Origin of the sequence: Streptomyces sp. XY431, assembly GCF_001279805.1 — a bacterium.
Taxonomy (GTDB): Bacteria; Actinomycetota; Actinomycetes; order Streptomycetales; family Streptomycetaceae; genus Kitasatospora; species Kitasatospora purpeofusca.
Map to the genome: position 1 here is coordinate 13,628 of NZ_LGDO01000369.1, position 12,207 is coordinate 25,834.

A 12,207-nucleotide genomic window follows, 5' to 3' on the forward strand; every position below is an offset into this window, starting at 1 on the left:
TCGTAGGAGAGGCCAGCCCAGCGCACCCGCCCGTGTCCCAACTGTCACCTGTGCGGGTATCGGGGGTGTGTGTTCGATATGGCACGCTACTCCAGTTCGTTCCACCCCCGAGCCCAGGCACCGCCGCTGACGGGCACCCCCGTCGTGCCCGCGGTCGCAGCCCCGCACCCAGAAGGACGCGACCCGTGAAGAACTCCGCTGAACGACTGGCCGCGCTCGGCTGCGCCGGAATCGTGGCCGTGTCGGTGGCCGGCTGCGGCTCGGTGACCGACGCCGTCAAGGGCGACGGCGACAAGGCGATCACCCTGGGCACCACCGCGACGACCACCGCCCTGGACCCGGCCGTCGCCTACGACGCCGGCTCCTGGCTGCTGCTGCGCAACACCTTCCAGTCGCTGCTGAGCTACCCGGCCGCGTCCAGCGCCCCCACCCCGGACGCCGCCCAGGCCTGCGAGTTCACCGCCGGCGACGCCACCCAGTACCACTGCACGCTCAAGAGCGGGCTGAAGTTCTCCAACGGCCACGCGCTGACCTCCGCCGACGTCGTCCACTCGATCCAGCGGACCCTGAAGATCAACGACGCCAACGGCCCGGCCGGCCTGCTGTCGTCGATCAAGACGGTCGAGGCGGTCAACGACACCGAGGTGCTCTTCCACCTCGCCCAGCCCGACGCCACCCTCCCGGCCAAGCTGGCCGGCCCGGCCGGCGCCATCGTCGACCAGGAGGTCTTCCCGGCCGACAGGGCGCTGTCGAACGACAAGCTGGTCGGCTCCGGCCCGTACCGGATCGACTCCATCGAGGCGACCCCCAAGAGCGGCCCGGCCAAGGTCGTGCTCCTGCCGAACGACAAGTACACCGGCGACGCCAAGCTGCGGAACAAGAAGTTCGTGCTGCGCTACTTCGACAAGCCGACCGACCTCAAGACCGCGATCGACAACGGTGAGGTCGACCTGGCCGACAACAGCCTGGAGCCGAACACCGCCGCGCAGATCCTCTCCGACCAGCAGGGCGGCAAGACCGACCTGCGCGTCGTCGAGGGCGACAGCAACGACACCCGCTACCTGGTGTTCAACACCAAGGACGCCACCGCCGGCAACGTCGCCGTCCGTCAGGCCGCCGCCCAGCTGGTCGACCGCAAGTCGCTCTCCCGCGACGTCTTCGCGCGCACCGTCCAGGCGCTGTACTCGATGGTCCCGGCCGGCGTCACCGGCCACAACACGGCCTTCTTCGACCGCTACGGCGACCAGGACCCCGCCAAGGCCAAGGCGATCCTCGCCGCCGCCAAGGTGGCCACCCCGGTCAAGCTCAACCTCACCTGGTCGCGCTCGCGCGCCGAGGCCGTCGAGGCCGAGACCCTCAAGAAGCAGCTGGAGGCCGGCGGCCTGTTCCAGGTCACCGTCCAGCAGGAGCCCGACTGGGACGCCTTCAAGAAGGGCTGGAACGAGAGCAAGTACCAGATGTACCTGATCGGCTGGTTCGCGGACTACCCGGACCCGGACAACTACGTCGCGCCGCTGATCGTCGAGGGCGGTTCCTACCACCACGGCTGGGACGACCCGCGGATCAGCCAGAAGCTGGTGCCCGACACCCTCAAGCAGACCGACCGGGCCACCGCCAGCAGCCTCTACGCCCAGATCCAGGGCATCGTGGCCGAGAACGTCCCGCTGATCCCGCTGTTCCAGAACAAGGCGTTCTACACCTCCCGGTCCAACATCACCGGCGTGGAGTCGACCGTCGACACCACCGGCTTCTTCCGCTTCTGGGAGATCGGCCGGGTCGGCAAGGGCAAGTGACCCTAGGGGCCGGCGCCCCGCCCACGACGAAGCGGCCCGTCCGCCACCACCCCGGACCGGGGCGGTGGCGGACGGGCCGCCGTCCGTTCCCGGCGCCTACAGCGCGCCCGGCCGCACCAGGCCGCTCTCGTACGCGTACACCGCCGCCTGCACCCGGTCGCGCAGCTGCAGCTTCGTCAGCACATGGCCGACATGCGTCTTCACCGTCGTCTCGCTGACGAACAGCTCCGCCGCGATCTCGGCGTTCGACAGCCCGCGCGCCACCAGCTTCAGCACCTCCAGCTCCCGCTCGGTCAGCGCGTTCAGCGCCTGCGGCGGCGCCTCCTCGCCCGAGGGCAGCTTGGTGGCGTACATGTCCAGCAGCCGGCGGGTGATCGACGGCGCCAGCATCGCCGCGCCGTCCGCCACCACCCGGATCGCCTGCACCAGCTCCTCCGCCGGCACGTCCTTCAGCAGGAAGCCGCTCGCACCCGCGCGCAGCGCCTCCACCACGTACTCGTCCAGGTCGAAGGTGGTCAGCACCAGCACCTTCGCCGGGCCGTCCCGCCCCGGACCGGCGATCCGGCGGGTCGCCTCCACCCCGTCCATCCGCGGCATCCGGATGTCCATCAGCACCACATCGGGCTGCAGCGCCCGCACCTGGTCAAGCGCCTGCTGGCCGTCGCCGGCCTCACCGACCACCACCAGGTCGGACTCGGCCTCCAGGATCATCCGGAAACCGGTGCGCAGCAGCGGCTGGTCGTCGACCAGCAGCACTCGGATCGTCACCTAGGACTCCTTGCTCGTCGGATCCCCCGTGGGATCGTCCTCGTCGGGCGTACGCGCCAGTGGCAGCGGGTACGGCGGGGGCGTGCCGCCGAACTCCGGACAGCTGGCCCGGTGGTCGCACCAGTCGCAGAGCCGGTTGCGGGTCGCCGGGAAGTCGCCGGTCGCCACCGCCAGGCCGATCCGCTCCCACAGCGCCAGCAGCTTGCGCTCCACGGCCAGCAGGTCCGCCTCGTCCGGGTCGTAGCTGACCACGTCCCCGCCGCCGCCCAGGTAGACCAGCTGCAGCCGCCGGGGGAGCACGCCCTTCCAGCGCCAGACCACCAGCGCGTAGAACTTCATCTGGAACATCGCCCTGCCCTCGAAATCCCTCGAGGGCGCCCGGCCGGTCTTGTAGTCCACCAACCGGACCTCGCCGGTCGGTGCGACGTCGACCCGGTCGATGTAGCCGCGCAGCAGCAGCCCCGACTCCAGGGCCGTCTCCACGTAGAGCTCGCGCTCCACCGGGTGCAGCCGGGTCGGGTCCTCCAGCCGGAACCACTGGGCGACCAGCTTCTCCGCGTCCCCCAGCCAGCGCGTCAGCGCCGCGCCGTCCGGGTCCTCCGGGAACAGCCCGGCCAGCTCCGGCCGCTCGCCCAGCAGCCGCTCCCACTGCGGGCGCAGCAGCCCCAGCGCCCGCTCCGGCGTACGGTCCGCGGCCGGGGAGTCGAACAGCCGCTCCAGCACCGCGTGCACCAGCGTGCCCCGGGTCGCCGCCGAGCTCGGCGGCTCCGGCAGCCGGTCGATCACCCGCAGCCGGTACAACAGCGGGCAGGTCAGGAAGTCGCCCGCGCGCGACGGGGACAGCCCGGTCGGGGCCGCCGCCGCCCGCGCCGGGGCCACGACGGCGCTGCTGGTCTCGGTCTGCTGCATACCCCAGACCCTATTGCCCTGCGCTGTCATCCCGCTGCCACGGTGCTGCCGCAAGCCGCCCGCGGGTGGGTATGAAGGCAGTGGGAAGGCGAGGGGCGCGCGCCGGACGACCGCCCCGATCACGTAGCGTGGGCGCACCGGCGCGCGGCGCGCGCCGGTGGCAGACGGACGAAGGGAACACGGTGAGCGACTCCAGTGGCCGGCGGACCTCCGACCAGCCACCGCACGACAGCGGCACCCGGCCCGGGCCCCCGCCGCCCGAGGACCCGGAGCCCCGCGGCGGCATCCTGATGGGCCGCCCCTTCGGCGTACCGATCTACGTCACCCCGTCCTGGTTCGTCATCGCCGCCCTCATCACCTGGGTCTTCGGCGGCCAGCTCGACCGGGTCCTGCCCGAGCTCGGCGCCGCCCGCTACCTCCTCGCCTTCTTCTTCGCCGTCGCCTTCTACGGCTCGGTGCTGATCCACGAACTCGCCCACACCCTGGTCGCCCTGCGCTACAAGCTCGGCGTGCGCCGCATCCAGCTGCAGTTCTTCGGCGGCGTCTCGGAGATCGAGAACGAGGCCGAACGCCCCTGGCGCGAGTTCTGGCTGGCCTTCGTCGGCCCACTGCTCTCGCTCGTCCTCGGCGGCGTGTTCTACCTCGCCCTCCAGGCCGTCGAGCTGTCCACCGTCCCCGGCGTCCTGCTCACCGGCCTGATGGTCTCCAACCTCGTCGTCGCCGCCTTCAACCTGCTGCCCGGCCTGCCGCTCGACGGCGGCCGGATGCTGCGCGCCGTCGTCTGGGCGGTCACCGGACGGCCGATGACCGGCACCGTCGCCGCCGCCTGGGCCGGCCGGGTGCTCGCCGTCGCCGTCCTGATCGGCCTGCCGCTGGTCAGCTCCGCCCGCGAACTCGACCGCAGCCGCACCGACACCCTGGTCGACGCCGTCCTCGCCGCCGTCCTCGCCGCCATCATCTGGAACGGCGCCACCGGCGCCCTGCGCAACGCCCGGCTCAAGGAGGTCCTGCCCGGCCTGCGGCTGCGCGACCTCGCCCGCCGGGCCGTCGAGGTCACCGCCGACACCCCGCTCGGCGAGGCCATGCGGCGCGCCCACGAGGCCCAGGCCGGCGCCGTCGTCGTCGTCGACGGGCGCGGCGAGCCGATCGCCCTCGTCCGCGAGTCCGCCGTGCGCGCCGTCCCCGAGCACCGCCGCCCCTGGGTCGCCGTCGGCCCGCTCGCCCGCGACCTCGAACCCGGGCTGCGGCTCTCCGCCGACCTCGCCGGCGAGGACCTGCTGCGCGCCGTCCGGGCCACCCCCGCCGGGGAGTACCTGGTGGTCGAGGAGGACGGACGGGTGTTCGGCGTCGCCACGCTCACCGACATCGAACAGCGGCTGACCGCCGCCGTCAGCGGCCGCTGAGACCACCGCCCGGCAAGGCGGGGACGATCACCTGGTCAGGCGGACGGCGCGCTTCCCTTAGGATTGTCCGCATGTCCGAACCGACCGGTGCCACCCGCCGACGCGGGCCCTTCCAGGTCGGGGACCAGGTCCAGCTGACCGACCCCAAGGGCCGCCACTACACGTTCACGCTCCAGGCCGGGAACCAGTTCCACACCCACAAGGGTGCGTTCCCCCACGACGAGCTGATCGGCGCCCCCGAGGGCACGGTCGTGCGCACCACGGGGAACGTCCCGTACCTCGCGCTGCGCCCCCTGCTCCCCGACTACGTCCTGTCCATGCCGCGCGGCGCCGCCGTGATCTACCCCAAGGACGCGGGGCAGATCCTGGCGATGGCCGACATCTTCCCGGGTGCCCGCGTGGTCGAGGCCGGCGTCGGCTCCGGCGCGCTGTCCACGTACCTGCTGCGCGCCGTCGGCGACACCGGCCTGCTCGCCTCGTACGAGCGCCGCCAGGACTTCGCCGACATCGCGCAGTCCAACGTCGAGCGCTACTTCGGCGGCCCGCACCCGGCGTGGAAGCTCACCGTCGGCGACCTCCAGGACAACCTGGTCGAGTCCGACGTCGACCGCGTCATCCTGGACATGCTCGCCCCCTGGGAGTGCCTGGACGTCGCCTCCAAGGCGCTCGTCCCCGGCGGCCTCATCTGCTGCTACGTGGCCACCACCACGCAGATGTCCAGGACCGTCGAGGCGCTGCGCGAGCACGGGACCTACACCGAGCCGCAGGCCTGGGAGACCATGGTCCGCACCTGGCACCTGGAGGGCCTGGCCGTCCGCCCGGACCACCGGATGATCGGCCACACCGGCTTCCTGCTCACCGCCCGGCGCCTCGCCGACGGCGTCGAGCCGCCGCTGCGCCGCCGCCGCCCGGCCAAGGGCGCCTACGGCGAGGAGTACGACAACGGGGCCCCCGAGCCCACCCTGCAGGAGCGCGCGGCCGCCCGGGCCGCCGCCCGCACCGAGGGCGCCGACCAGGTCGACCTCGGCTGAGAACACCTCCCGGAGGGGTGGTACGGCATCGCCGTACCACCCCTCCCGCGTTCCCGCACACCCGTGACACCTCCCGGCCGCCCCGGTGTGGGACGATGCTCGCTCACACAGACCACTGGAGGGGACGCCTGGTGGAGACCGCGGTCGGGACGACGGCTGGACAGCGGACCGCGACGGGCCGCACCGGCCCCGGTCGGGGGCGCACCACCCCCTGGCACTGGGGCGTGACGGTGGGAGGCTGCGCCGCCGTGGTGGCGGCCGCACTCGCCGCCGGCCCCGCCGGCGGCACCACCGGGCCCGCCCGGCCCACCCCCAAGGCCCTGCCCGCGGCCGCCGCGCCCGATCCGGCCCGGGCCGAACTCCCGCTCGACTGCGGGCCGTTCCCGGTGACCATAGCCGTCAGCTTCGCCGCCGACCTCGGCGACGGCCGGCCCGGTACCGTCACCGCCGCGCACTGCGCGGCCGGGAACGGCACCCCGCCCGACGGCGTCTTCCTGCTCGGCCCCGGCCCCGGCGGCCGCCCCGCCGTGCTCGCCACCCTGCTCTCGGAGCGCGAGAACCTGATCGTCAGTCGGCTCGCGCTGCGTTCGGACGGCGCCATCACCGGCCACGCGCAGGGGTACTCGAGCGACGAGGTGCCGCGCTTCGCCCCCGACATCTCGCTCGACCTCACCTGGACGCACAAGGGCGGCGCCTGGGACCGTTCCCAGACCGCCGCCCCACTGGCCCTCACCTAGGCCGTGCCCGGACCGTGCCGGCCCGGGCCTGCTCGGCCTACTCGGCGTCAGGCCCGAAGACCTCGACCCGGTCGTTGACCCGGCGCACGTGGATGCAGTCGCCGGGGCAGTCCTTCACCGAGTCCACCACGTCCTGAAGCAGCGTCAGCGGCACTCGCACCGTCTCGCCCGGCTGCTGGCGCAGCTCGTCGTCCTCGCCCTTCACATAGGCGAGGCCGTCGATGTCCAGCTCGAAGACCTCCGGGGCGTACTGCGCGCAGATGCCGTCGCCGGTGCACAGGTCCTGGTCGATCCAGACTTCCAGCGGCTCTGCCGCTGCCGTCGTCCCGCTCACCGACATGTTTCGTCCGCCGTTTCTGTCCCGGGACGCCCCGTCCTGGGGCATTCCCGCCATTCGTACAACGATCGGACCTCGGGCGTCGGTCGCGATCGGATATCGACTCGATCGACGATACATCTGGTCCGCTTTGGCCGGTGCGCGGTGGGTATCCCCCTAGCAGAGGGGAAGCACGCGAGGGCGAAGATCGGACACGCCCGTTCCATCTTTCTTGATCTAGGGGTTTACGGACCCCTGGTCCCAGGTAGGGTCTGGAAGCGTCCAGCTCCCCGGAGGAGGTGAGGACCGTGGCAGCCCACGATGACGACTACAACCGCAGCACCGGCAGGCCCGCTCGTGGTTCCGACGAGGCCGCTCAGGTCTCGTACCTTGAGCAGGAAATCGCCGGACTGCGCCGCAAGCTCGCCGACTCGCCGCGCAATTCGAGAATCCTCGAAGAGCGGATCGTCGAGCTCCAGACCAACCTGGCCGGCGTGACCGCCCAGAACGAACGGCTCGCCTCCACCCTGCGCGAGGCCCGCGACCAGATCGTGGCCCTCAAGGAGGAAGTGGACCGGCTGGCACAGCCCCCGGCCGGATTCGGCGTGTTCCTCAGCTCCAACGAGGACGGCACCGCCGACATCTTCACCGGCGGCCGCAAGCTCCGCGTGAACGTCAGCCCCAACGTCGTCCTCGACGAACTGCGGCGCGGCCAGGAAGTGATGCTCAACGAGGCCCTCAACATCGTGGACGCGATGGCCTTCGAGAGCATCGGCGACCTCGTCACCCTCAAGGAGGTCCTCGAGGACGGCGAGCGGGCCCTGGTCGTCGGCCACACCGACGAGGAGCGGGTGGTGCGCCTCGCCGAACCGCTGCGCGAGATCACCCTCCGGGCGGGGGACGCCCTCCTGCTCGAACCGCGGTCCGGCTACGTGTACGAGGTCGTGCCGAAGGCCGAGGTCGAGGAGCTCGTCCTCGAAGAGGTCCCGGACATCGACTACCGCCAGATCGGCGGCCTGGCGAACCAGATCGAGCAGATCCGCGACGCGGTCGAGCTGCCCTACCTGCACGCCGACCTCTTCAAGGAGTACGAGCTGCGCCCGCCCAAGGGCGTCCTGCTCTACGGCCCGCCCGGCTGCGGCAAGACGCTGATCGCCAAGGCGGTGGCGAACTCGCTGGCCAAGAAGGTCGCCGAGGTCACCGGCCGGCCCCAGGGGAAGAGCTACTTCCTCAACATCAAGGGTCCGGAGCTGCTCAACAAGTACGTCGGCGAGACCGAGCGGCAGATCCGCCTGGTCTTCCAGCGGGCCCGCGAGAAGGCCAGCGAGGGCACGCCGGTCATCGTCTTCTTCGACGAGATGGAGTCGCTCTTCCGCACCCGCGGCTCCGGCGTCAGCTCGGACGTGGAGAACACCATCGTCCCGCAGCTGCTCGCCGAGATCGACGGCGTGGAGGGCCTGGAGAACGTCATCGTCATCGGCGCCTCGAACCGCGAGGACATGATCGACCCGGCGATCCTGCGGCCCGGCCGTCTGGACGTCAAGATCAAGATCGAGCGCCCGGACGCCGAGGCGGCCAAGGACATCTTCTCCAAGTACCTCAAGGGCTCGCTGCCCTTCCACCCGGACGACGTCAAGGAGCACGACGGCTCGCTGGAGGCCACCGTCGCCGCGATGATCCAGTCCGTGGTGGAGCGGATGTACTCCGAGACGGAGGAGAACCGCTTCCTGGAGGTCACCTACGCCAACGGTGACAAGGAGGTCCTGTACTTCAAGGACTTCAACTCCGGCGCGATGATCCAGAACATCGTCGACCGGGCCAAGAAGATGGCCATCAAGGACTACCTCGACCACGGCCAGCGGGGCCTGCGGGTCTCCCACCTGCTCAACGCCTGCGTGGACGAGTTCAAGGAGAACGAGGACCTGCCCAACACCACCAACCCGGACGACTGGGCCCGGATCTCCGGCAAGAAGGGCGAGCGGATCGTCTTCATCCGCACCCTGGTCACCGGGAAGCAGGGCGCCGAGTCCGGCCGCTCCATCGACACTGTCGCCAACACCGGGCAGTACCTGTAACCGGTCCGGTCCGGACCTCCGGAACGCACGCACCCCGTCCGGCTGTGGCGCCTCGCGGCCCCGCAGCCGGACGGCGCGTCTCGGGGCCCGCCGGTCGGTACGGCGTTCTAGGCTCGACCCACCGTTCGCGGGCAGACGGCCCGGCGTCGGTGTTGATCAGCGGTACGTCAGCGTGTGCCGTCCGTCGGGGGCGGCGCACCGGGGCAAGGAGGGCCGCATGACCGTACGGCGCGTGATGGGCATCGAGACCGAGTACGGGATCTCCGTGCCCGGGCACCCCAACGCCAACGCCATGCTCACCTCGTCCCAGATCGTCAACGCGTACGCGGCGGCGATGCACCGGGCCCGGCGGGCCCGCTGGGACTTCGAGGAGGAGAATCCGCTGCGCGATGCCCGGGGCTTCGACCTCGCACGGGACATCGCCGACGCCAGCCAGCTGACGGACGAGGACATCGGCCTCGCCAACATCATCCTCACCAACGGCGCGCGGTTCTACGTGGACCACGCGCACCCCGAGTACAGCTCGCCCGAGGTGACCAACCCGCGCGACGCCGTGCTCTGGGACAAGGCCGGCGAACGGATCATGGCGGCAGCCGCACAGCGCGCCCTGGAGCTGCCCAACGGGCAGACCATCCACCTGTACAAGAACAACACCGACAACAAGGGCGCCTCCTACGGCACCCACGAGAACTACCTGATGAAGCGGGCGACCCCGTTCGCCGACATCGTCCGCCACCTCACCCCGTTCTTCGTCTCCCGCCAGGTGGTCACCGGCGCCGGCCGGATCGGGATCGGGCAGGACGGCTCCGCGCACGGCTTCCAGATCAGCCAGCGCGCCGACTTCTTCGAGGTCGAGGTGGGACTGGAGACCACCCTCAAGCGCCCGATCATCAACACCAGGGACGAGCCGCACGCCGACGCCGAGAAGTACCGCCGGCTGCACGTGATCATCGGGGACGCCAACCTCTCCGAGATCTCCACCTACCTCAAGCTCGGCACCACCTCGCTGGTCCTGGCCATGATCGAGGACGCCTTCATCACCTCCGACCTGGCCGTCGACCAGCCGGTGCGCACCCTGCACCGGATCTCCCACGACCCCTCGCTGAAGCACCTGGTCACACTGCGCAGCGGGCGCCGGCTCACCGCCGTCCAGCTCCAGCTGGAGTACTTCGAGCTGGCCCGCAAGTACGTCGAGGACCGCTTCGGCACCGACGCCGACGAGCAGACCGTGGACGTGCTGGCCCGCTGGGAGGACGTGCTGGGCCGGCTGGAGCGGGACCCGATGTCGCTCTCCCGGCAGCTGGACTGGATCGCCAAGCGGGAGCTCCTGGAGGGCTACCGCAACCGGGACGGGCTGGAGTGGGACAACCCGCGGCTCGCCCTGGTCGACCTCCAGTACAGCGACGTGCGGTCCGAGAAGGGCCTCTACAACCGTCTGGTGGCCCGTGGCCGGTTCGACCGGCTGGTGACCGAGGAAGAGGTCGTCAGGGCCGTCACCAAGCCGCCGGAGGACACCCGGGCGTACTTCCGGGGGCGCTGTCTCGAGCAGTACGCGGAGCACGTCGCGGCGGCCTCCTGGGACTCGGTGATCTTCGACCTGCCGGGCCGGGACTCGCTGCAGCGGGTCCCCACCCTGGAGCCGCTGCGCGGCACCCGCAACCACGTCAAGGCGCTGCTGGACCGCTGCCGCACGGCGGAGGACCTGCTGCGGGTGCTCTCCGGCGGGTAACTTTTCGATCACCACGGGTGAAGCCCGGGCAAATGGGAATCATCCGGGGGGACGGCGGGTGTTGGAGAGGAAGCGCCACCGGCAAACCGGAAGCGGGTTGTCGCAGCTTGTGTATAGGGTCGATGCAGCAAGCAGCGACCAAACCGTGCCAGATGATCGAGCGGGGTGAGGTAAATGGCGAGCAAGGACACCGGCGGCGGCCAGCAGCGGGCGAACCGCTCCTCCGAGGAGGTCGAGGAGCAGGCCGCGGAAGCGCAGAATTCCGACGAGCTCAAGGAACGCCAGGAAAAGCTGAGCGACGACGTCGACGCGGTTCTGGACGAAATCGACGAGGTCCTGGAATCGAACGCCGAGGATTTCGTGCGGCAGTTCGTGCAAAAGGGCGGACAGTAACCGGACCGGAAACCGGCCGGGCGCCCGGCGGGCATTCCGGGAATTCACGGTCGCGGCCGATGACGGCGGACGGGCGGCGCGAGCCGCCCGTCCGCCCGGTCCCGGCCCACGGGCCCGCTGGACAGTGATCGCCCGGCCGATAGGGTCGGGCAGTGCGCGCTTCAAGCTACCTGGAAGGAATCGTGTGGAAGCCAACACTCGTGGCACCGGGCGTCTACCGGCTGCCTTCCTCACCCCGGGCTCCTCGTCGTTCCTCGACTTCCTGGAGGCCCACCGGCCCGAGCTGATCCCCGGGCGGCAGCGCCTGCCCGAGGGCGTCATCGAGGCCCCGCACGGGACGACCATCGTCGCTGCGGTCTTCGACGGCGGTGTGGTGCTGGCCGGTGACCGCCGCGCGACGATGGGCAATGTGATCGCCCAGCGCGACATGGAGAAGGTCTTCCCCGCCGACGAGTACAGCGCGGTCGGCGTCGCCGGCACCGCCGGCCTCGCGATCGAGATGGTCCGGATGTTCCAGCTGGAGCTGGAGCACTACGAGAAGATCGAGGGCGCCGTCCTCTCCCTGGAGGGCAAGGCCAACCGGCTGACCGCCATGATCCGGGGCAACCTGGGCATGGCGATGCAGGGCCTCGCGGTCGTCCCGATGTTCGCGGGCTACGACACCGACCTGGGCCGCGGCCGGATCTTCACCTACGACGTCACCGGCGGCCGCTCCGAGGAGCGCGGCTTCGCCGCCACCGGCTCCGGCTCGGTCTTCGCCCGCGGCTCGATGAAGAAGCTCTACCGCGAGGACCTGACGGCCGAGCAGGCGTCCACCATGGTCGTCCAGGCCCTCTACGACGCGGCCGACGACGACTCCGCGACCGGTGGCCCCGACCTCGCCCGCAAGATCTTCCCGATCGTCTCGCTGATCACCGAGGACGGCTTCCGCCGGCTCACCGAGGCGGAGGTCACCGCGATCGCCGTCTCCATCACCGACCAGCGCCTGACCCACCCCAACGGGCCCCAGGCCCCGCTGCTCTAGCCGTCAACCGAGAAGGAAGGGACGACCGC

General features: G+C 71.1%; 11 protein-coding genes. 8 read left to right on the top strand and 3 right to left on the bottom strand.

Annotation, left to right across the window (positions count from 1 at the left end; translation table 11 throughout):
- Positions 1-185: 185 nt before the first annotated feature.
- A complete protein-coding gene (locus ADK60_RS26495; RefSeq protein WP_045939658.1) occupies positions 186-1,793 on the top strand; it encodes an ABC transporter substrate-binding protein in 1,608 nt (535 codons plus the stop codon).
- Positions 1,794-1,889: 96 nt separating this feature from the next.
- Here the strand turns inward: ADK60_RS26495 and ADK60_RS26500 are convergent, their stop codons facing one another.
- Positions 1,890-2,561 (bottom strand): response regulator, encoded by a 672-nt coding sequence (locus ADK60_RS26500; RefSeq protein ID WP_030299918.1) that lies wholly within the window; start codon positions 2,559-2,561, stop codon positions 1,890-1,892.
- On the bottom strand, positions 2,562-3,470 hold the full coding sequence (locus ADK60_RS26505) for a RecB family exonuclease (protein WP_053649318.1): 909 nt from the start codon (positions 3,468-3,470) through the stop codon (positions 2,562-2,564).
- A 182-nt stretch (positions 3,471-3,652) separates the two neighbouring features.
- Between ADK60_RS26505 and ADK60_RS26510 the strand changes: the two genes are divergently transcribed.
- The 3 genes from ADK60_RS26510 (at position 3,653) to ADK60_RS26520 (ending at position 6,641) form a co-directional block, all read left to right on the top strand.
- Positions 3,653-4,873, top strand: coding sequence for a site-2 protease family protein (locus ADK60_RS26510; protein WP_045939659.1), 1,221 nt, complete (start codon positions 3,653-3,655; stop codon positions 4,871-4,873).
- A gap of 71 nt (positions 4,874-4,944) precedes the next feature.
- Complete coding sequence (locus ADK60_RS26515; protein ID WP_053649320.1) at positions 4,945-5,904, top strand: tRNA (adenine-N1)-methyltransferase; 960 nt, start codon at positions 4,945-4,947, stop codon at positions 5,902-5,904.
- Positions 5,905-6,035: 131 nt separating this feature from the next.
- Complete coding sequence (locus ADK60_RS26520; protein WP_052709018.1) at positions 6,036-6,641, top strand: hypothetical protein; 606 nt, start codon at positions 6,036-6,038, stop codon at positions 6,639-6,641.
- Positions 6,642-6,678: 37 nt separating this feature from the next.
- Here ADK60_RS26520 and ADK60_RS26525 read toward each other — a convergent pair whose 3' ends face one another.
- Positions 6,679-6,975, bottom strand: a complete 297-nt coding sequence (locus ADK60_RS26525; protein WP_234371251.1) for a ferredoxin — start codon at positions 6,973-6,975, stop codon at positions 6,679-6,681.
- 290 nt (positions 6,976-7,265) lie between these two features.
- Between ADK60_RS26525 and arc the strand changes: the two genes are divergently transcribed.
- From arc to prcB, 4 genes are all read left to right on the top strand, one after another.
- Positions 7,266-9,032: a proteasome ATPase gene (gene arc, locus ADK60_RS26530; protein ID WP_053649322.1), complete on the top strand. Its 1,767-nt coding sequence runs from the start codon at positions 7,266-7,268 to the stop codon at positions 9,030-9,032.
- A gap of 217 nt (positions 9,033-9,249) precedes the next feature.
- Positions 9,250-10,761, top strand: coding sequence for a depupylase/deamidase Dop (gene dop, locus ADK60_RS26535; protein ID WP_053649324.1), 1,512 nt, complete (start codon positions 9,250-9,252; stop codon positions 10,759-10,761).
- Between the two features lie 174 nt (positions 10,762-10,935).
- Positions 10,936-11,154, top strand: a complete 219-nt coding sequence (locus ADK60_RS26540) for a ubiquitin-like protein Pup (RefSeq protein WP_030299936.1) — start codon at positions 10,936-10,938, stop codon at positions 11,152-11,154.
- Between the two features lie 184 nt (positions 11,155-11,338).
- Positions 11,339-12,178: a proteasome subunit beta gene (gene prcB / locus ADK60_RS26545; protein ID WP_045939664.1), complete on the top strand. Its 840-nt coding sequence runs from the start codon at positions 11,339-11,341 to the stop codon at positions 12,176-12,178.
- Positions 12,179-12,207: the final 29 nt, after the last annotated feature.

Coding starts and splice junctions, on each gene's coding strand:
- ADK60_RS26515 (WP_053649320.1), top strand. CDS start 4,945: ATGTCCGAACCGACCGGTGCCACCCGCCGACGCGGGCCCTTCCAGGTC.
- ADK60_RS26505 (WP_053649318.1), bottom strand. CDS start 3,470: ATGCAGCAGACCGAGACCAGCAGCGCCGTCGTGGCCCCGGCGCGGGCG.
- dop (WP_053649324.1), top strand. CDS start 9,250: ATGACCGTACGGCGCGTGATGGGCATCGAGACCGAGTACGGGATCTCC.
- ADK60_RS26540 (WP_030299936.1), top strand. CDS start 10,936: ATGGCGAGCAAGGACACCGGCGGCGGCCAGCAGCGGGCGAACCGCTCC.